We start from the raw sequence: 19,317 nt of genomic DNA on the forward strand, positions 1-19,317 counted from the left end.
GTTGATATAAGAAAAAGAGTGCATGCAAGAGGGCACCCCGGGAAAGCACCTAGGAAAGTCGGGGAATGTCCGCGATACCTATCAGGAGGAGGCAAATGGAACTAGAAGCGCACTACCGCGAGCACGGCTTGCTGCTCGGCGGTCGCTGGCAGGCCGCGACGGCTGACAACGGCCAGCTTTCGATCAATCCGGCGACGGAACAGCGGCTGGGCTATATGCCGCTGGCTACGCAGGCACAGGTCACCGAGGCCATCGACGCCGCGACCGAGGCTTCGGCCGCAATGCGCAAGCTCACACCGTGGGAGCGCTCAGCGTTACTGCGCCGGGCCGCAACACTCGTCCGCGAACGCACGCCGCAACTCGCACGAATCGTGGCGCTGGAAACCGGCAAACCAATCGCGCAGGCCAGTGGGGAAGTTAACGCGTCCGCTGAGTCGGTCGACTGGTTTGCCGACGAAGCACGCCGCGTGTTCGGCATGTCATACGAAAGTCGCGTCAAGGGCGGACGGTATCTGGTGCATTACGAGCCGCTCGGCGTGGTCGCCGCTTTCACGCCGTGGAATTTCCCGCTGCTGCTGCTGGCCCGCAAGATGGGCCCGGCGCTGGCCGGCGGCAACGCGATCGTGATCCGGCCGTCAAACGAAGCGGCCGGCGCGACGATGGCACTGGTGCGCTGTTTCGTCGACGCAGGGTTTCCCGAGGGCGCGATCAATCTGGTGATCGGCAAAGCCGATGCGATTACGCCGACGATCATGGCCGATCCGCGCGTGGCGAAGATCAGCTTCACCGGCTCGGTGCCCATCGGCCGTCAGATCGTCGAAATGTCCGCGAAGACCCTCAAGAAGGTCACGATGGAACTCGGCGGCCATGCACCTGTGATCGTGCATCGCGACGCGGACATTGGCGCTTTCGCGCATCTCGCGTCGTTAGGCAAGTTCCGCAATGCGGGCCAGGTTTGCGCATCGCCGACGCGCTTCTATATCCACGAATCGATCTTCGACAAGACCGTGAAGGCGCTGGTCGAGCGTTCGGAATCGCTACGCGTCGGTGATCCGTTGCAGCAGAACACCGATCTCGGTCCGCTGACCACGTCGAAACGCCGCGAGGCGATCGAACGCCTCGTCGATGAAGCCGTGAGCGAAGGCGCCAGCGTGCTATGCGGTGGCCGGCGTCCATCGCAATTCGGCCGCGGCTGGTTCTACGAGCCGACGCTCGTCGCCAACCCCGCTCCGCACCTTGGTCTGATGAACGACGAGCCGTTCGGCCCGGTCGGCACGCTCACCCCGTTCACGACGATGGACGAAGTCATCACCGAGGCGAACCGGCTGCCGTTCGCGCTTGCAGCCTATGTCTTCACGCGTTCGATGCGCAACACGCTGGAAACCACCGAACGCTTGCAGGCCGGCGTGGTCGGCGTGAACACGTTCGTGGCGTCGACGGCGGAGACGCCATTCGGCGGCAGCAAGGACAGCGGGTTCGGACGCGAAGGCGGCCCGAACGCGATCCGCGACTACATGGACACGAAATTCATCAACCTCGAACTGGCGAACGACGAGCCTCTCGACGCCACCGCCTGAATGGAATCCATCATGCAAAGCATCAAGAATCACGCAAAAGCGCAACTGGCCGCGGGTGAGCTGGCACTCGGCATGGGCCTGCGCCAGGCCCGCACCGTCGACATCGCGCAGATCGCGCAGACGGCCGGTTTCGACTGGCTGTTCATCGATATGGAACACAACTCGATGGACATCGACACGGCCGCACAGATTTGCGCCGCCGCGCTGGTGGGCGGTGTGACGCCGATCATCCGGGTGCCAGGGCACGAGCCGTTCCACGCCACACGACTGCTCGATACCGGCGCGATGGGCATCGTGGTGCCGCACGTGAGTACGCCCGAACAGGCCGCGCGGATCGCCAATATGTGCCGCTTCCCGCCTGCCGGCGGACGGTCGATCCCTGGCATGCTGCCACAGGTCGGCTTCCAGTCTCTCCCGATCGCCGATGTGGTTCGCGCGATCAACGACGAGGTGCTGGTGGTGGCGATGATCGAAACCCGCGAAGGGCTCGAGAACGCCGACGCGATCGCGGCGGTGCCGGGCATCGACGTGCTGCTGGTCGGCGCGACCGATCTCGCGGCGGATCTCGGTATTACTGGGCAACTTGGCCATATGCGTGTGGCGGCCGCCATCGACGCCGTGTGCGCCGCATGTCACTGGCACGGCAAGGTGCCGGGCGTGGGCGGGGTGTACGACGAAGCACTGATGACCGCGTACGTGCGGAAAGGCGCGCGTTTCATTCTCTGCGGCTCGGATCTTGCGTTCCTGATGACGGGGGCGAAGTCGCGTTCGGGAATGTTGCGTGCAATTCCGCTCGGGCAAGTTGAAGAAGTCGTGGCGCAACGCAAGGTGTCCTGATCGGACAAGGAGGAGACAGAGTGAATCCCGAATACGCAGGCAATCTGGTCAACCGGCGCGACCTTAAACCGTATCTGAACGCCGATCAATTCGAGTTCCGCGATTCAGTGAATCGTGTGCTGACGCGCCATGCGTCGCCGGAATATGTCCGCCAGTGCGACGAAGAAAAGCGCTTCCCAGAGGAACTCGTAAAGGTGGCCGCCGAACAGGGCTGGTTCGGCATCACGCTGCCCGAAGAGTACGGCGGCGTCGGTGGCTATCTTGACATGGCCGCTTATCTGGAGATCGTCGCGTATCACACGATCGCGCTCGCGCGCTTCTGGAATGCGAACGTGAACATGGTGGGCGGCGCGCTGGCGCGTTTCGCGCCAGACGATATCAAGGGCGAGTTGTTGCCGAAGCTGGCTGAAGGCCGTGCCTTTTTCGCCTTCGCCCTCAGCGAAAACGGCTCCGGCTCGGATGCTGCCTCGCTGACGACGCGCGGCGTGGCTGACGGAAACGACTTCATATTGGACGGCACCAAGATGTGGATTTCCGGCGCGATGCAGGCCGACTATATCTTGACCGCTGTGCGCACCAATCCAGAAGCGAAGAAGCACGACGGGATCAGCCTCTTTCTGGTACCGAAGGAATCTAAAGGCCTCACGATCAATCCGATCGATCTGCTCGGCGGCCACGCCATTCGCACCTGCGAAGTGGTGTACGACGGCGTCCGCGTCCCAAAGGAAATGATCGTGGGCGGCCTGCACGTGGGCTGGAAAAAGCTCACCACAGTGCTGTCGAAGGAACGCATCGCATTGTCAGCGATGTGTGTGGGTGGCGCGCAGGCGGCGATCGATCTTGCGCGCTGGTATGCGAACGACCGCAAGCAGTTCGGGCAGTCGATCATCGATTTTCAGGCGGTATCGCACCTGCTCGCCGACATGCAGACGCGCGTGGATGCCGCCCGCATGATGGCATTTCGCGCGGCCAAACTGCTCGAACAAGGCGAAACGTGCGACGTCGAGTCGTCGCAGGCGAAGTACCTCGCATCGGATACGTACGTGCAGGTCGCCACCGACGGCATCCAGATCATGGGCGCCAATGGCTACTCCGCCGAATACGCGATGCAGCGCCATTACCGCGAAGCCAAGATGTTCCAGATCTTCGGTGGCACCAATCAAATCCAGCGCAACATCGTGGCGCGCGCGCTTAAATCGTAAGCGGAGACAGACGTGACGGCAGTTCAGACATTGGAGAAACTCGGCTTTGGCGTCGACTACGCGCAAGCCGACGTAGTAGTGGTTGGCGGTGGCGGCGCGGCTTCGCGTGCGGCGGTGTCGGCGGCCCAGGCGGGTGCGAAGGTCCTCCTGCTGGCAAAGGCGCCGGTCGGGCAGGGCGGCAGCACGGTGCACGGCGCGAGCGAAATCATGAGCATGGGAGCGGCCGGCTATGGCAGCGCCGACGACAGCGCCACGGTGCATTACGAAGACACGATGCGTGCGGCGGGCGGCTTCATCGACCGCGAGCTGGTGCGCGTGCTGGCGGAGGACGCACCGAAGCGCATTGCTGACCTGATCGAACTCGGCGTGCCGTTCGACCGCGTCAGCGATGGCTATAAACTCATCCGCAGCGACTTCGGCACGTATGCGCGCGCGCTCGGCGTGGAGGGAAAAACCGGCAAAGCCTTCGTGAGCGCGCTCGCGGACGAAGCCAGGAAGCTCGGCGTCGAGACGCGTCAGCCGGTGGCGCTGATCGACCTTCTGCGTGATTCAAGTGGGCGCGTGAGCGGCGTGGTTGCGATGGATCTGGCTTCGCGGCGGCTGCTGGAGGTTTCCGCGGGCGCCGTTGTGCTTGGCACCGGCGGTGCGCACGGTCTGTTCTCGCAGCAAGTCTCGACAGCAGAAATGACCGGTGACGGCCAGGCCGTCTGCTTCCGCCATGGCGCCGAACTTGTGAACATGGAGTTCCACCAGTTCGGGCCGGCGATGGTGCACCCTTACGTGCAACTCTTCAGCAAGTCCTGCTTCATTCTGCATCCGAGGATGCTCAATCGCGACGGTCATGAATTCCTCGCGGACTACCTGCCGGTAGGCGTGACGCCCGAAGCCGCGATGGACGAGAAAGTGTTCCCGTTCACGATCTCGAATGAATCGCGCTACATCGATATCGCGATCGCAACGGAAATCGCTCAGGGCAGAGGTACGGAACGCGGTGCGGTGCACTTCTCGTTCGCCGACATCCCAGAGGAGCGGTTGGCGGCCACTATTCCCAACACCCTGCGCTGGATGCGCGCGAAGGGACTCGACCCGAAGCGCGATCCGCTCGACGTCGGGATTGCGTTCCAATGCCTGAACGGTGGCGTGCGGATGATCAACACCGACGCGATGTCGACCATCGAGGGGCTGTTCGTAGTAGGGGAACTCGCGGGCGGCGTGCGCGGCCCGGATCGTCCGGGCGGCAACTCGCTTGCCGAAGGTCAGGTTTTCGGTCATCGCGCAGGCGTCGGCGCGGCCGCATTTGTGCGCGACAGTGGCGCGCCGGGGAAGCCCGAGGTAACGCCGCTCGCAACGCGCCTCGGAACAGCGCTAAAACCGAATGTCTGGTTCGACGCTCAACGTATCGCCTCCGTTCTGCGCGCGGCGATGCAGGCGCATTGCCTCGTCGAGAAGACGGAAAGCGGTCTGAACATCGCGTTAGCCGCCGCTCGCGAGGCGCGCGCGCAGTTCGCCGCGGGGGGTGCCGCCACGCCGCCGCAAGTGATCGATGCGTTGACGATCGACAACATGGCGACCACTGCCGAAGTCATCTTGCAGGCGTGTATCGAGCGGCGCGAATCGCGCAGCAGCCACTACCGCACCGACTTTCCCCAGCGCGACGACGCCCGTTTCGGCCATGCGTCGACCATCACGCGTGGTGAGGCCGACCCGTTCCGTCTCGCCTTCGACGTGCTCGATTACCCGCGTGCCGAATTCACGGACGCATCGCATTTGCAGGCGACACATCATGGATAAGCAACAAGTCGGCCCGTTGTCGGGTTACCGCATTCTCGATCTCACCGTCATGACCGCTGGTCCGGTCGGTACTGTGCTGCTCGCCGACCTCGGCGCGGACGTGGTCAAGGTCGAGGAGCCGATGGCGGGTGACCTCTCGCGCAATCTGGGCAATCAATTCGTCCAAGGCGAAAGCGTGCAGTTCCTCTCGCAGAACCGCAACAAGCGCAGCATCCGCCTCGACCTGAAGTCGCCGAAAGGGCGTGATGCGTTTTTGCGCATGGCGGAGCAGGCGGATGTGGTCGTCGAGAACTTCCGGCCGGGCACGGTGGATCGGCTCGGCATCGGCTACGCGGCCGTGAAGGCGCGCAATCCAAAGATCGTCTACGCCAGCGTGTCGGCGTTCGGACAAAGCGGTCCCTACGCCGCATGGCCCGCGAACGATCCGATCGTACAGGCAGTGGCCGGTCTCATGGACATGACGGGTGAAGCTGGCGGCAATCCAGTCCGGCTCGGTGCGCCGTTGCCGGACTTCGGCGCGGCGGCGCTGCTCGCGTTTGGTATTTCGGCCGCGTTGTTACATCGCGAACGGCATGGCGAAGGTCAGCGTATTGATACGTCGCTGCTGTCGGCTGCGCTTTTCAGCACCATCCCGCGAGACGGCGAGACGCTGAGAAGCGGCAAAGCGCCCGAGCGCCTCGGTAGCGGCCATCCGACGATGGTGCCGTACCGCAACTATCAGGGCTCCGATGGCCGTTATTTCTTTGCGGCCTGCTTCACCGAGAAATTCTGGCAGAACCTTTGCCGCGCGTTGGGCCGCGAAGAATTGCTGAGCGATGAACGCTTCATCGGCAACACCGCGCGGACTGCGAATCGGCATGCACTCGACGTGATCCTCGAGCAGCACTTTCTGCTGCATACCGCGGAATACTGGGTAGCGCATCTGAGCGCCGCGGACGTGCCATGCGCGATCGTGCAGGACTATCACACCGCGCTGACGCAGGACCCGCAGATCGCGCATAACCATGCGGTCGTCGAGATTGAGCATCCGGTCGCGGGTAGGGTAACGAACATCGCGAGTCCGGTGAATTTTCACGGCAGCCCCGTCGCCTACCGCCATCCGCCGCCTACGCTCGGACAACATACGGCTGAAGTACTTGCCGAATTCGGCTTCGACGAGGAGGAGATCGCAGCACTCGAAGGTCGTGAATTGGTCGTTGCCGGAGCGAAGTCATGAAATCGTACACAGCGGACTATGTGATCGTCGGCGCGGGGACGGCGGGCTGCGTGCTTGCAAACCGCCTGACCGAAGATCCGAACATCAAAGTGATTCTGGTCGAAGCCGGCGAGCGCGATCGTCACCCGTTCATCCACGTGCCGGCCGGCTTCGTGCGATTGCTCGATCATCCAACTGTGACATGGCGCTATCACACTCAGGCCGACGCCGAGACGAGCGGCCGTGCAATCCTGTTTCCGCGTGGACGCGGACTCGGGGGGTCCAGCGCGATCAACGGCCTGCTATATGTGCGCCCGTTTGCGGAGGATATCGATAGCTGGGAGCAGTCGGGCGCGAATGGCTGGAACTTCGACAACTGTCTGCCGTTTTACAGCCGCTCCGAAACGTGGACCGAGGGCAGCAGCCCGCAACGAGGCACTCACGGTCCGATCCAGGTCAGCCGGGTGAACAACCCGCCGGAGATTTGCGGTGCGGTCGTCCAGGCCGCCCAGAAGACGGGTCTCGATTTCGTCGATGATCCAAACAGCGACACGCGCGGTCCGTCGATCTGGTACTACCAGCAAACGCGCGACGGACGTCGCCGGTCGAGTGCAGCGCGGGGTTATCTACGGCCGGCAATGGCGCGGCCGAATCTTACGGTGGTGACCGGCCTTCAGGTGTCCAGGCTCGAGGTGAGCGGCACGCACGTGAGCGGCATCAATGGGACGACGAGCGCGGACATTCCGGTGCAGATTCGCGCGACCCGCGAGGTGATTCTGAGCGCGGGTGTGATCGGCACGCCGAGGCTGCTCGAAATGAGTGGCATCGGCGACAAGGATGTGCTGGACAATGCAGGCATTAAAACGCGGATCGCGTTGCCGGGCGTGGGCAACAATTTGCAGGATCACTATGTCGTTCGGCTCGGCTATAGGGTGCGCGGCGCGGGTACCGCGAACGAGCGCTCGCACGGACTTGCTCTCGCGCGCGAGCTGATGCGCTACGTCGTGTCAGGGACCGGCGTATTGACCTATAGCGCGGCGATCGTCGGCGGCTTTGCGCAGACGCGCCTCGCCACGCGTCCCGACGTGCAGTTCGTCATCGCACCAGGCAGCTTCGTCGCGGGACGGATTGGCGTGCTGGAGTCGGAGCCCGGTGTCTCGTGTGGCGTCTGGCAGATGCGCCCGGAAAGCCGTGGGCATGTGCACCTCACCAGCAGCGAGATCACGGCAGCGCCGACGATTGCACCATCGTACCTTAGCACTGAACTCGACCGTAACACGATGGTGGAAGGACTCAAGATTGGCCGGCGGATCTTCGCGCAGCCCGAGGTCGCCCGTTATATCGTCGATGAAACCGTACCGGGCCGTCAGGCCGAGACCGACGAAGCGCTGCTGCAATACGTGCGTGACAATGGCTCAACTGTGTACCACGCGGTTGGCACGTGCCGGATGGGCGATGACGCAATGAGCGTTGTTGATTCTGAAATGCGGGTGCGCGGAATGACAGGCCTGCGCATCGTCGATGGCTCGGTGATGCCGTCGATAACCTCGACCAACACCAATGCGACGGTGCTAATGCTGGCTGAGCGCGCAGCGGACATGATCCGTTCGCCGATGGCGGCGCACGCGGCGTCGACGTATTCGAAGGAGACGATATGAAACTGCTGGTGGGTGTAAAGCGAGTAGTCGACTACAACGTGAAGGTTCGAGTCAAGTCGGACGGCACGGGCGTCGACATCGCGAACGTGAAGATGTCGATGAATCCGTTCGACGAAATCGCGGTTGAAGAAGCCGTGCGTCTGAGGGAAGCGGGCGTCGCGACCGAAGTGATCGCCGTGTCGGCGGGTGTTGAGCAGGCGCAGGAAACCCTGCGCACCGCGCTCGCGATCGGCGCGGATCGCGCGATCCTGATCGAATCGAACGAAGACCTGCAGCCGCTCGCAGTCGCGAAGCTGCTCAAGGCGCTCGTCGACAAGGAGCAGCCGCAACTGGTGATCCTCGGCAAGCAGGCGATCGACGACGACTCCAATCAGACCGGCCAGATGCTCGCCGCGCTCGCGAATCTGCCGCAGGCGACGTTCGCGTCGAAGCTTGTCGTGGCGGACGGCAAGGCGACGGTGTCGCGTGAAGTGGACGGCGGCGCGGAAACGCTGTCGCTGACGCTGCCGGCCGTGGTGACGACCGATCTGCGCCTGAACGAGCCGCGCTACGTAACGCTGCCGAACATCATGAAGGCGAAGAAAAAGCCGCTGGAAACGGTCAAGCCCGAAGATCTCGGCGTCGATGTCACGCCGCGTCTGAAGACGCTGAAAGTCGCCGAACCGCCGAAGCGCTCGGCCGGTGTGAAGGTGCCGGACGTGAAGACGCTGGTCGAGAAGCTGAAGACCGAAGCGAAGGTGCTGTGAGGAGACCCAAGAAATGACGAACCTGGTAATTGCAGAACACGACAATGCGTCGATCAAGGCCGCGACGCTGAACACGATCGCAGCGGCTCGGAAGATCGGCGGTGATATTCACGTGCTGGTCGCGGGTCACAGCGCGCAGGCTGCCGCCGATGCGGCAGCGAAGATCGCCGGCGTCGCGAAGGTGCTGCTCGCCGACGCGCCGCAACTGGCCGAAGGCCTCGCGGAAAACGTCGAAGCAACGGTGCTGAACATCGCGAAGCACTATTCGCACATCCTCGCGCCGGCCACTGCTTACGGCAAGAACATCGCGCCACGTATCGCCGCGAAGCTCGACGTCGCGCAGATCAGCGACATCACCGCAGTGGATAGCGCCGACACGTTCGAGCGTCCGATCTACGCGGGCAACGCAATCGCGATCGTGCAATCGGCTGACCCGATCAAGGTCATCACCGTGCGCTCGACCGGTTTTGATGCCGTCGCGGCCGAAGGCGGCAGCGCAGCGGTCGAGAAGATCGAAGCGGCAGCCGACGCAGGCCTCTCGCAGTTCGTGAGCCGCGAAGTGACGAAGCTCGATCGTCCGGAACTGACGAGCGCAAAGATCATCGTGTCGGGTGGCCGTGGTCTGGGCAATGGCGAGAACTACATGAAGGTGCTCGAGCCACTGGCCGACAAGCTCGGCGCGGCACTGGGCGCATCGCGTGCGGCGGTCGACGCGGGCTTCGTGCCGAACGACTATCAGGTCGGCCAGACCGGCAAGATCGTCGCGCCGCAACTGTACGTCGCGGTCGGCATCTCGGGTGCGATCCAGCATCTGGCCGGCATGAAGGACTCGAAGGTCATCATCGCGATCAACAAGGATGAAGAAGCGCCGATTTTCAGCGTGGCCGATTACGGCCTCGTTGGCGATCTGTTCACGGTCGTGCCCCAACTTCGCGATGCACTGAAGTAGCTAAGCCCTCATCGCTCACACGACTAAGGTTGCGGCTAAGTGTGTTCACGACCCACTTGAGGTTGTAGGCCAATATCCGACCGACGGGAATATGAACAGCAGACCCCCATATACCCGAAGATGGAGCGGTTGGGCCCTTTCGCCGATCCTGCGGAACGCTTCGTTGTTCGCCTCATTGTCATCTGCGATGAACAGATCTTGGAACTTGACGCCGGTGTGCCATGCATCCAGCCTCGCGTGGATCTCTTTCGTCGTAGACCGGGTTGCAACCGTCAAACGCGTCAGCAGGCACCTGTACATCGATCCCGCGAATTTCCACTAGGCATCGTTATGCAAACTACAGAAGAGTTGTAAATAGCGCGGGTTGAGCATTGACGGCTTTGGCCTTATGTCCAGAGATCGCGGCGCCGAAGGGGGTAGCCGAAGTCCGCTGCGCACTGCACCAGCCAAATTCCATAAGGTTGCACCCACTCGGCTATGGGGTATAAAACGGGGCACCCGTTAATAATGCGATAACACGATGGTATTTCGGAGCGCCCCCCTGCACGATCGGATATTGCAGCCCCCAGTGCAGCAGTCAGACGTTGGGCGTCCGCTGGTCCCTTGCTAGCAGCCGTTGATACACAGACATTTGCTGTGACCGTTCCGGGTCGATCACGGTCGGCCCCGAAACCGGCGAACGTGATAGAGCGCAGGGGAATGCCCGTCAAGGCGCAGACGCACTGTTCCTTTGACGGAACCGCTGGTCGCGCGCACCCCAGGCATCGCTGTCTCGTCCGTCATCTGTTTTCCGGCGAGCGCGCGTTATTGCGGCCTCAGGTGTAGATCGTTGCTCACGGATTGCACCCCCGCCACGCCGCGCGTCACGGCAAGCGCTTGCTGAATCTGTACCTCTGCATCCACGTATCCTGACAACTGCACGACGCCTCGATACGTGGCGACGCTGATCGGCAAGGATCTCAGCCCTGGGTCTGCGACGAGCGCCTGCTTCATCCTGGCGGCGAGCGCAGCGTCGTCAGTGGCGACCTTCCCCGGCGCGGTCACGGCCTGCGTCGCTGTCGACTTGCAGCCGTTGATGAACACGAACGCGGGGAGCGCGAATGCCGCGACCATCAGCAACCGGCTTTTGATGTGTGGCACGTCTCGCATGTCGGCTATGAGATCCTGATTCGTGAACAGCGGGCGTCATTCGGGTTGGCTTCGAGGTGCACATGTGCGCCCTCGTCGAGTCCACCATGATAGTGCAGGGTGGCGAACTTGCGACCGAGCCGACTCCGCCAACTCTGTTCATGCTGCGAGGCGAGTCTTTTGCTCAGTTCGGCCGGGAAGTGGCGCGAGGTCGCGGGCCGGTAAGGCGGGTGGTACGGCTCAGTTCGGCCAACTACGGTCGTTGGTCCGAGCTTCCAAACGGACATTCGAACGTCTTCTCCGCCCCTGCCAACAGACGTTCGGATTCAAGACACCATCATTGCGTTTCCGGCCGAAGCAGGAACTCGCCCCCCGCATCCGCAGCCCGTGTCGAGCACCCGCTTTCACCGCGCGGGTGCTTCAGTAACAGCGTGTTTGACCCTCCCGAACTACGTCGCGATGGTCGTCCCTGATCTAGCAAACGACAGTTCAGATTGCCGCATCGCAAGCGTGGCCAAAAAGCGTTCGATAGACCATTCGACGGTTGCAGCCAAACGTATCTCTTGCCGATGATTTCTGCTGGTTACGCTTCGCAGGCAATCCGAACATGACATCAATGTAATGTGAGCGTCAGCGTGCATCAACCTTCGTTGTACAGAATGAAGCTTACTCACTCCCGTTTCCGACGAGATGGTGAGATCGGGGGCTTCAATCATCGCGCGTGAAGCTCACCATACCCTAAATTCAGGAGGTGATTCACTATGAAGGCTCTTATCTATGCAGCGCTGGTTGCCGGCGTACTTGTCGCTCCCGCGGTCTCTTTTGCACAGGACGCTACCGCGCCGTTGTCACGTGCCGAAGTGCGCGCTGATCTAGTTCGGCTAGAACACGCCGGGTACCGGCCGGCCGCCAATGATGTGCACTACCCGGCAGATATCCAGGCGGCTGAGGCGCGGCTTCAAGCGCAGAACGTCACGATGTCGGGGAGCACAGGCGAAGGCGGAGTGTCGGATGGCTCCTCGCAGGCGGGTGCGCCAACGGCGACCGAAGGTACTCACTCGATCTACTTCGGTCACTGATGCCCGGATGTCCTGCGAGCTATGATCGGCGATTTTACCTCGGCCTGCTAAGGGCGTGATCGTTCACGCGGGATGCTTCGAGTCGAACAATCGCGTCGGCGAGCGGAGTCAGAAATGTGCGACCCGCCCGGTTAGGGCAGTGCAACGTCCGTCTGAAAGACGGACGTATAAATAACATATTATCGTTATCGTAAAAAACATTAACTATCGTAAATTGACGTCCGGCCCTACGCTTTAATCATCCCGTCGCATTGTGCTCAGGTCGCAGCGCTTGAGCCGCTAGCAGGCTGAGGGACGCGATCGAAGGAGATGGTCATGAACACTGCCGAGAAGTCCCTGCATTATCTGGTGGAATAGTGGCTTGCGCCCGCTCCGCACACGCAAATTCGCGTACTCCAGTTTGGGCATATACGGGAAGACCGGAGGCGCTACGTGCAGGTCGAGGCATCAGCGCCGAACGGCTCGCATGCAATCTTTTTCTTTCGGCACGACGACGGTTGCTGGTGCGTATTTCCGCCCCGGATCGCGCGACCCTCAATGACCGATAATCGGCGTGCAGCTTGAAGTGCATAACGGGCTCGACAAAGCGGCAAGAAATAAAAAAAATGGGCAATTGCAGTTCGAATCGATTTACGGCAACTGCTTCGAATCGCTCGGCGTCGGCTCCAATGTGGATGCCCCATGCGCACATATTCGACGTTACTTCCGAATGTCCTATCTCTATAGTCAGCCATTTCAACGGGCCGCCCTCGCCAACCGCTGAGATGCGACGTTGATCCGCTGCTAGGCGGTCCGAACCATTGTTCGTGATCGCCAGGATCAGACATGGATGACCGGCTGCAGTCCAAGAGCATGAAATCCCGTTTGACCGATCACTTGCCATCCCACATGTCTAACGAGCGGCCGCTACACCATTGGCAACTGACGTTGAGTTCGCGCCGGATCGAAGGGCTGCTCCGGGTCGGGTCGACTTGCGACGATCCTCCGCTGCGGGCCGGCAAGCGGTTCTCAATTCAGCTATCGGACCGGGTTCGGCCATGAACGGTCACTGGCTGGCGGGTTGGCCCGGACGATCAATCGTCGGCTCGACTCAGAATACGGCCATTCGGCCTGCAGTCGCATGCGTGACGGCGTTGGTGCATAGAGACGGGCATTGGGCAACGGTGGGACTCAGCCGAACGTGAACGCGTAAGCCAGCACGCCAGGGTCGAGAAACGTGATCTCGAAGGTGCGTTCGCCGCTGCCGCTGGCCTGCCGCACGAGCTGGTAGAGGCGCTGCGCGGTGACCGTGCCGTTGCCATACGCATCGATGTCCGTGCCGCGGTCGGCGCCCGGCGCCTTGCCGTCGATCAGCACGCGAAAGCGCACGGGCTGGCCGTCGCGACCGGGGCCCAGCACCAGGTGCAAGTCGCGGCCACAGAAGCGATAGACGATACGTCCGTTGGGGCTGTCGAGCCGCGCATTTTCGTCGCTCACCGACCAGCGCCCGTCGAGCGCCCACTGGTTGGCCATCAATGTCGGGGGCGCATGATACGTCGAGGTCGTGTCCTGCGTCATCTGGCCGCCGGCGAAGTTCTGCGCGCGTGCGTAGCCGACGTAGGTTTCCGGCGAGCGACTGGCATCGCCTGAGCCGGCGGCGGCCTGTGCGCCCTGCGCGTTCGGTTGCACGTAGCCACCCGGCAGGTCCTTCTGGCCGCCCTCGGTGAGCAGCCGGCGGATCACGTCCTCGCTTTGCTGGTAGTCGCCTTCGCCAAAGTGGTGGTGACGAATATGCCCCTGCGGGTCGATGAAGTAATGCGCGGGCCAGTACTCGTTGCCGAAGGCCTTCCAGATGGCGTAACCGTTGTCGATTGCGACCGGGTAGTCCACGCCCAGGTCCCTCACGGCGTGGATGACGTTGCCCGGATCCTTCTCGAACGCGAACTCGGGTGCGTGCACGCCGATCACCACCAGGCCGTAATCCCTGTACTTGTCAGCCCAGCCCCGCACGTAGGGCAGCGCGCGGATGCAGTTGATGCAGGAGTAGGTCCAGAAATCGACCAGCACCACCTTGCCCCGCAGCGACTGCGCCGTGAGCGGCGGGCTATTGAGCCACTGGGTGGCGCCATCGAGCGTGGGCAGATCGCCTTCCACCGGCAGCGTGTCGCCGGCCTTCACAGCGATCTGCACGAGAGGTGGAGGACGCACCGCGTCGATCAGCTTCTGTTCGATGCCGCCCGTGCTGGCCAGCGACACGCGTGTCAGCAGCCCGGTATCCAGCCCCAGCGCGATGGCGGCCACACCTGCCAGCACCAGCACGCCCAAGGCGCGGCGCACCCATTCGCCAGCGCCCAGCGAGCGCTTCATCAAGGCGAAGACGCGTCCGCCAATCAGCAGCGCCAGCGCGAGCGAGGTCGCCGCGCCCGCCGCGTAGGTGAGCAGCAACAGCGTCGTCTGGACGCTGGCGCCCTTGAGAGCGGCGCCCGTGAGTAGCAGGCCCAGGATCGGGCCGGCGCAGGGCGCCCACAGCAGCCCTGTGGCCACGCCCAGCCCGGCCGCCGAGAGCACCGAATCGTCCTGGCTCCCGGTGTGCTCGGTGAGCTTGTTGCCGAGCGCCACGAACGGACGGGTGATCCATTCCGCGACGCGCTCCGAGAGCAACGTCAGGCCAAGCACGGCAAGCACCGCCAAGGCGACGAAGCGGCCGTACTGGTTGGCGCGGACGGCCCAGCCGCCGCCGACGGCGGCCAGCGTGGCGACCACGGCGAAAGTCAGCGCCATGCCCACCAGCATCGGCAGTCCATTGCGCGCGAACGGGCGGTCGGCTCGCGAAAATACGAAAGGCAGCACCGGCAGGATGCACGGACTGAGGATGGTCAGTGCACCGCCGAGGTAGGCAAGGATCAGTAAGAGCATGGTGGCGACATCCGTGAAGGGTTAGGGGTATGTGCCGAGCTGAGCGACATCCAGCCGCGATTGCCGCGATTTGACAACCCACGTGGGTATCTGCGATGGGGGCGGGCCGACTGGCGACGGTGTCGGCCGTCGGCGCCAAGCCGACAGGTGCCCCATCGAGACGATTACCGGTCAGTTCGTCGACTTCGCGGCAACCTCAATCACTCGCGCGACCGCGGCCGGCTGCGAGATAAAGACAGCGTGGCTTGCGCTCACTTCGGTCACCTTGGCACCCGAGCGTTGATACATCCAGCGCTGAAGCTGGGGGCTCACCATATGATCCTGGGTAGTCAGGATGGCGTAGCTGGGCTTGGTTCGCCATGCCGCCACAGAGACCGGTGCGCCCAACGCTTTCTCGGCGAGTTGATCCTGCGAGTCCGCCAGGAATTGCGCGTCCGATGGCGAGACGTCCGCTGCAAAGTTCTCACGGAATTTCGCCGGCGGGAGGAAGAAATACTTGTCCGGCGTCGCCCGCATCGCATCGTTGGGCGCGGCGAACTTCTGCAACAGCTGACCGCTGGCTTCGCCGGCGTCGGGTTGCAGTGCGGCCACATAGACGAGCGAGCTGACCTTCGGGTCCGCACCTGCCTCCGTGATCACGGAGCCGCCATAGCTATGGCCGACCAGCACAACCGGGCCCTGCTGCTGATCAATGACGCGCCTGGCGGCATCGACGTCTTCTGCAAGGCCCGTGAGCGGCTCCTGCACGATCGCCACATGGTAACCATCCTTGACCAGGATGTCGTGGACGGCCCGCCAGCCGGAGCCATCCACCAGTGCGCCGTGAACAATGACAACATCTTTCGCAGCCGCCTTTGCCTCGGCGTGAGCCATCGTGGCGCCCAGGGCAATCAGGGCGGCGATCGCCAGGTTCTTTCGTAGTGCAAACATTTTACTCTCCAGGATTGTCTGTAGTTGCCCGTCGTTTCGCGCAATCACACTTGACGGGCGAGGATTGATCGGTGATAGATAACCGGGAATCAGGCCAGCTCGTGCTTCATAGCCAGAACGTCGATCAGCTCGACCGACGGTGGACTTGCGAGCATCTCCCCGACTCGCGTCATCAGCGAGTTGGCCATGTCGCCGGCAAGGTGTGCCTGGCGATCCTCTTCGCTCGCGAAGGCGTCGAAGACGCCGAACGTCGTCGCCGAGAGCTTCAGGGCGAACCAGATCGGTGTGGTCGCCTCCCGATTCGTCATCTCCAGGTCGGCGTCGAGGAAGTCTGCTACCGCCTGCTCCTTTCCCGGCCTGGCTTCAAGTCGTACGAATAGTGCTTTCTTGATCATCTTTGCTCTCCAGTTTGCGCGCGACGAGTTCGCGCGTTGGTCCAGACTTTACAAACAGAGCGTCCTTGGAGATACTGTCTCAATCGACAATTTTGGTATCGATCCTGCCATGCGGATTTTTGTCCTTGCGCTGGAGGGGGTGTTCGACACCGGCCTCTCCACCGTGCTCGATGCCTTGACGACGGCCAACGAACTGGCGCGCGCGACGGGGATGGCCACACCGGGCTTCGAAATCACCGTTGCGGGGATGCGGCCACAGGTGCGCACCGCGCTCGGGCTGCAGGTTCCCGTCCGCGACACGACAGACGGACCCGCCCCGGATTGGGTTGTTGTACCGGCTCTCAACAGGACGACGACGGACCTGCTCGTGCCTTCGCTCGGCCGGGCCGACGTGATCGATGCGCTTGGCGCATTGCGCGCGTGGCACAGTGCCGGCGCACATATCGGGGCCGCCTGTACGGGTACCTTCGTGCTGGCCGAAAGCGGCTTGCTCAATGGGCGTGAAGCCACCACCACCTGGTGGCTCTCGCCGATGTTCCGGCAGCGTTACCCTGAAGTGCACCTGGATGCGCATCGCATTATCGTTCCCAGCGGCAGCACGGTGACGGCAGGGGCCGCCCTGAGCCATCTCGACCTTGCGCTCTGGCTGATCCGCAACAACAGCCCTGAGCTTGCGGCGCTCGTGGCCAGTTACCTCGTATTCGATTCGCGGCTGTCGCAGTCTGCCTATGCGATCTCCGATCACCTGTCCCATTCGGACCCGCTCGTCGAGCGTTTCGACCGCTGGGTGCGCGAACACCTCGCCACGGCAATCGCACTCGACGACGTCGCGGACGCATTGGCGACGAGCAAGCGGACATTGACGCGACGTCTGAATGAAGTGCTCGGTAAAACGCCCATCGAGTACATCCAGGATCTGCGGGTCGAGCGCGCCGTTCATCTGCTGAAAACGAGCAAGGCCAGCGTGGATCGCATCGCCGAGCAGGTCGGCTACGCCGACGGCGTCACCTTGCGCACGCTGCTGCGGCGGCGTATAGGTAAGGGGGTCCGTGAGTTGCGGGCGTCATGAGTCTTATCGACCAATGGAGTATGCCGGTGGTCGTGCTCGACCGATCCCACCGGGAGGATTTGCCAGCTGAAGCGAGGGGTCGAATGACGGCTTCGCCCTGGAAACGGCCGTCATTCAGAGTAAGCAGGTAAGACCGCTTCACGCCCTGAGGCGGTCCGTCAAGGTTTTTCCGGGGGCATGTGCAGCCCACATCCTTGACCCTGTAGTCTCGGGTGTCGCTCATTCATGAAACGGCGTATGTCCAAGAAACGTCGCACGCCACCTGGCGAGTTGCCCACCGCCGGCCAGCGTCATGGTCATAACAGGCGACCCGCCGGCCGGCCGTGGACAACTCGCGACATCACGTCAAATGAAGGCAACCCACGGCCCCGGAACCAGCTGCGTAATCGTCGACCGGAACGGGTTACCCCGGAAGTTCGAGGTTCCTGAGGAGTGACGAGCCACGCTTCCTGAGGGCGTTGAGGTAGACGCTCTCGTCGTATCGTGTGCCGGTCTGCCAGCAGCGGTAGAGGATCCGTATCCACTTGAACGCCAACGCCCTCACGGCGGCCTGATACGAGCTGCCCTTCGCCCGCTGTTGCCGGTAATAGGCGCCGGCCCAGAACGATTTGTTGATGGTCTGGCCGGCCCATTCGACGAAGGTCTGGCGCAGCAAGGTCGGGCATTGCCAGCGCCAGTGCACCCAGCACTTCTTGCCGCTGCGCTCGGTGACCGGCGCGATGCCGGAGTACTTCTGCAGTTCATCAGCGCCGCTGAAGCGGTCACGTTGCTCACCGAATGCAGCCAGCAGGCGCGGTGTCAGATGCGGACCTGCGCCGGGCAAGCTGTCAAACAGGTCGAAGTCGGGCAGCGTGCGTGCGACTGCCGCGATCTCCTTGTCGAACACGTCGATCGCAGCGAGCGCTGTGCGCAGTTGCGAAACCAACATCAATGCGAGCAAGCGGTGAGGCGCAACGATCCCGGGATCATCAGTGAGCGATGCAGCACAACGGATCGATTCCAGACGTCCCTCAATCAGTTTGGCCCGCCGACAGTTGTGCGCATGGAAGAACGTTTCAAGGGTCTTTCTGCTCGCGCGCCTGACTGCTGGCAGAGTTGGCCAGCGGGTCAGGAAATCACAGAACAGTACCGTGTCGATATCGTCGAACCATTCCAGGGGTTGAGGGTAATACTGCTTGAGTGCGTTGGTTAGCCGGTTGGTGAACCGGGTCTTGTCGCCGACCAGTTCACGACGCTGTTCGATCAGGCTCAGCAAGGAACGCATGCCGGCGCTCTGCGGCCTGAGCGGGCTGAACCGCTCAGGATGGCGCAGCAGCAGGTCGAGTGCCAGCTCGGCATCGGTGGGATCGTCCTTGGCCCGGCTCGGTTTCAACGCCTCACGGTACTTCGCAAGCATTGCGGGATTGACCGGGAAACAGTGTGAAGAACGTATGTTTCTGCAACACAGAGACGATCGGCCCTCTGGCCAGCTCAAGCGCGATCGCGATGGGGCCACCAAAGCGCCGATGTAATACCTTTGCCCATTCATCGATGCGTGTAACCTGGTGAGGAATGCAGTCGAACTCGCGCCTGTCGTCGCCAGCCTGCTGCAGGCAGATGTCATGTTTGGTATCGGCCCAGTCGATGCCGACAAAAGCCTTGAAATGCTGATTCGATAGCGGCGCCATGCGAACCTCCGCAAGTGATAGATTACCCGGTAGGGACATGCATGCTTGCGTTCAGCGAAGGCAATATAGTGAGCCGCTGCGACGGCGAACCCTGAGTATTCGTTATCGGACGCAAGCGCACCCGTGGACTCGAAGCTAAAGCGGCAATCGTCCAGGCGTTTGGGTCGACTTATTCGTAGTCCACGGGTGCATGTTCCGC

15 protein-coding genes and 1 pseudogene are annotated in these 19,317 nt (G+C 62.5%); 11 read left to right on the plus strand and 5 right to left on the minus strand.

Going from position 1 to position 19,317, the window contains the following annotated elements; all coding sequences use genetic code 11:
* The first annotated feature begins 95 nt into the window (after positions 1 to 95).
* Genes OKW41_RS25715 through OKW41_RS25750 form a run of 8 tightly spaced genes read left to right on the plus strand, consistent with a single transcriptional unit; the run spans position 96 to position 9,955 of the window.
* Positions 96 to 1,577: an NAD-dependent succinate-semialdehyde dehydrogenase gene (locus OKW41_RS25715; protein WP_429574421.1), complete on the plus strand. Its 1,482-nt coding sequence runs from the start codon at positions 96 to 98 to the stop codon at positions 1,575 to 1,577.
* 12 nt (positions 1,578 to 1,589) lie between these two features.
* Entirely contained in the window at positions 1,590 to 2,414 is an 825-nt protein-coding gene (locus OKW41_RS25720; protein ID WP_429452252.1) for an HpcH/HpaI aldolase family protein, read from the plus strand.
* 20 nt (positions 2,415 to 2,434) lie between these two features.
* Complete coding sequence (locus OKW41_RS25725) at positions 2,435 to 3,616, plus strand: acyl-CoA dehydrogenase family protein (protein ID WP_429452250.1); 1,182 nt, start codon at positions 2,435 to 2,437, stop codon at positions 3,614 to 3,616.
* Positions 3,617 to 3,628: 12 nt separating this feature from the next.
* Positions 3,629 to 5,407, plus strand: coding sequence for an FAD-binding protein (locus OKW41_RS25730; RefSeq protein WP_429574422.1), 1,779 nt, complete (start codon positions 3,629 to 3,631; stop codon positions 5,405 to 5,407).
* Complete coding sequence (locus OKW41_RS25735; RefSeq protein ID WP_429574423.1) at positions 5,400 to 6,623, plus strand: CaiB/BaiF CoA transferase family protein; 1,224 nt, start codon at positions 5,400 to 5,402, stop codon at positions 6,621 to 6,623. The genes OKW41_RS25730 and OKW41_RS25735 overlap by 8 nt, the downstream gene beginning before the upstream one ends.
* Positions 6,620 to 8,260 carry a GMC family oxidoreductase gene (locus OKW41_RS25740; protein WP_429574424.1) on the plus strand — a complete coding sequence of 547 codons (1,641 nt, stop codon included), beginning with the start codon at positions 6,620 to 6,622 and terminating at the stop codon, positions 8,258 to 8,260. The genes OKW41_RS25735 and OKW41_RS25740 overlap by 4 nt, the downstream gene beginning before the upstream one ends.
* Positions 8,257 to 9,006, plus strand: a complete 750-nt coding sequence (locus OKW41_RS25745; protein ID WP_429574425.1) for an electron transfer flavoprotein subunit beta/FixA family protein — start codon at positions 8,257 to 8,259, stop codon at positions 9,004 to 9,006. The genes OKW41_RS25740 and OKW41_RS25745 overlap by 4 nt, the downstream gene beginning before the upstream one ends.
* A 13-nt stretch (positions 9,007 to 9,019) precedes the next feature.
* Positions 9,020 to 9,955: an electron transfer flavoprotein subunit alpha/FixB family protein gene (locus tag OKW41_RS25750; protein WP_429452240.1), complete on the plus strand. Its 936-nt coding sequence runs from the start codon at positions 9,020 to 9,022 to the stop codon at positions 9,953 to 9,955.
* An 804-nt stretch (positions 9,956 to 10,759) separates the two neighbouring features.
* On the opposite strand, the gene OKW41_RS25755 is transcribed toward OKW41_RS25750, so the two are convergent.
* Positions 10,760 to 11,104 carry a BON domain-containing protein gene (locus OKW41_RS25755; protein WP_429452238.1) on the minus strand — a complete coding sequence of 115 codons (345 nt, stop codon included), beginning with the start codon at positions 11,102 to 11,104 and terminating at the stop codon, positions 10,760 to 10,762.
* A 740-nt stretch (positions 11,105 to 11,844) separates the two neighbouring features.
* Between OKW41_RS25755 and OKW41_RS25760 the strand changes: the two genes are divergently transcribed.
* A complete protein-coding gene (locus tag OKW41_RS25760) occupies positions 11,845 to 12,162 on the plus strand; it encodes a DUF4148 domain-containing protein (protein WP_429443982.1) in 318 nt (105 codons plus the stop codon).
* Between the two features lie 553 nt (positions 12,163 to 12,715).
* Complete coding sequence (locus tag OKW41_RS25765) at positions 12,716 to 12,925, plus strand: hypothetical protein (protein ID WP_429571784.1); 210 nt, start codon at positions 12,716 to 12,718, stop codon at positions 12,923 to 12,925.
* 407 nt (positions 12,926 to 13,332) lie between these two features.
* On the opposite strand, the gene OKW41_RS25770 is transcribed toward OKW41_RS25765, so the two are convergent.
* From OKW41_RS25770 to OKW41_RS25780, 3 genes are all read right to left on the minus strand, one after another.
* Positions 13,333 to 15,057 (minus strand): cytochrome c biogenesis protein DipZ, encoded by a 1,725-nt coding sequence (locus OKW41_RS25770; protein WP_429574426.1) that lies wholly within the window; start codon positions 15,055 to 15,057, stop codon positions 13,333 to 13,335.
* A 171-nt stretch (positions 15,058 to 15,228) separates the two neighbouring features.
* On the minus strand, positions 15,229 to 15,987 hold the full coding sequence (locus tag OKW41_RS25775) for an alpha/beta fold hydrolase (protein WP_184070408.1): 759 nt from the start codon (positions 15,985 to 15,987) through the stop codon (positions 15,229 to 15,231).
* An 89-nt stretch (positions 15,988 to 16,076) separates the two neighbouring features.
* The gene (locus tag OKW41_RS25780) at positions 16,077 to 16,382 is read right to left on the minus strand and encodes a putative quinol monooxygenase (RefSeq protein WP_429574427.1); all 306 of its coding nucleotides are present in this window, start codon (positions 16,380 to 16,382) and stop codon (positions 16,077 to 16,079) included.
* 109 nt (positions 16,383 to 16,491) lie between these two features.
* Between OKW41_RS25780 and OKW41_RS25785 the strand changes: the two genes are divergently transcribed.
* The gene (locus OKW41_RS25785; RefSeq protein WP_429576478.1) at positions 16,492 to 17,451 is read left to right on the plus strand and encodes a GlxA family transcriptional regulator; all 960 of its coding nucleotides are present in this window, start codon (positions 16,492 to 16,494) and stop codon (positions 17,449 to 17,451) included.
* A 403-nt stretch (positions 17,452 to 17,854) separates the two neighbouring features.
* Here OKW41_RS25785 and OKW41_RS25790 read toward each other — a convergent pair.
* A pseudogene (locus tag OKW41_RS25790) lies at positions 17,855 to 19,118 on the minus strand (IS110 family transposase).
* Positions 19,119 to 19,317: the final 199 nt, after the last annotated feature.

Source organism: Paraburkholderia sp. UCT70 (assembly GCF_050434085.1).
Taxonomy (GTDB): domain Bacteria; phylum Pseudomonadota; class Gammaproteobacteria; order Burkholderiales; family Burkholderiaceae; genus Paraburkholderia; species Paraburkholderia tuberum.

What these genes read in the sequence shown, in the direction of transcription:
- OKW41_RS25715 (WP_429574421.1), top strand. Translation starts at nt 96, where the DNA reads ATGGAACTAGAAGCGCACTACCGCGAGCACGGCTTGCTGCTCGGCGGT.
- OKW41_RS25720 (WP_429452252.1), top strand. Translation starts at nt 1,590, where the DNA reads ATGCAAAGCATCAAGAATCACGCAAAAGCGCAACTGGCCGCGGGTGAG.
- OKW41_RS25735 (WP_429574423.1), top strand. Translation starts at nt 5,400, where the DNA reads ATGGATAAGCAACAAGTCGGCCCGTTGTCGGGTTACCGCATTCTCGAT.
- OKW41_RS25740 (WP_429574424.1), top strand. Translation starts at nt 6,620, where the DNA reads ATGAAATCGTACACAGCGGACTATGTGATCGTCGGCGCGGGGACGGCG.
- OKW41_RS25745 (WP_429574425.1), top strand. Translation starts at nt 8,257, where the DNA reads ATGAAACTGCTGGTGGGTGTAAAGCGAGTAGTCGACTACAACGTGAAG.
- OKW41_RS25750 (WP_429452240.1), top strand. Translation starts at nt 9,020, where the DNA reads ATGACGAACCTGGTAATTGCAGAACACGACAATGCGTCGATCAAGGCC.
- OKW41_RS25755 (WP_429452238.1), bottom strand. Translation starts at nt 11,104, where the DNA reads ATGCGAGACGTGCCACACATCAAAAGCCGGTTGCTGATGGTCGCGGCA.
- OKW41_RS25760 (WP_429443982.1), top strand. Translation starts at nt 11,845, where the DNA reads ATGAAGGCTCTTATCTATGCAGCGCTGGTTGCCGGCGTACTTGTCGCT.
- OKW41_RS25770 (WP_429574426.1), bottom strand. Translation starts at nt 15,057, where the DNA reads ATGCTCTTACTGATCCTTGCCTACCTCGGCGGTGCACTGACCATCCTC.
- OKW41_RS25775 (WP_184070408.1), bottom strand. Translation starts at nt 15,987, where the DNA reads ATGTTTGCACTACGAAAGAACCTGGCGATCGCCGCCCTGATTGCCCTG.
- OKW41_RS25780 (WP_429574427.1), bottom strand. Translation starts at nt 16,382, where the DNA reads ATGATCAAGAAAGCACTATTCGTACGACTTGAAGCCAGGCCGGGAAAG.
- OKW41_RS25785 (WP_429576478.1), top strand. Translation starts at nt 16,492, where the DNA reads ATGCGGATTTTTGTCCTTGCGCTGGAGGGGGTGTTCGACACCGGCCTC.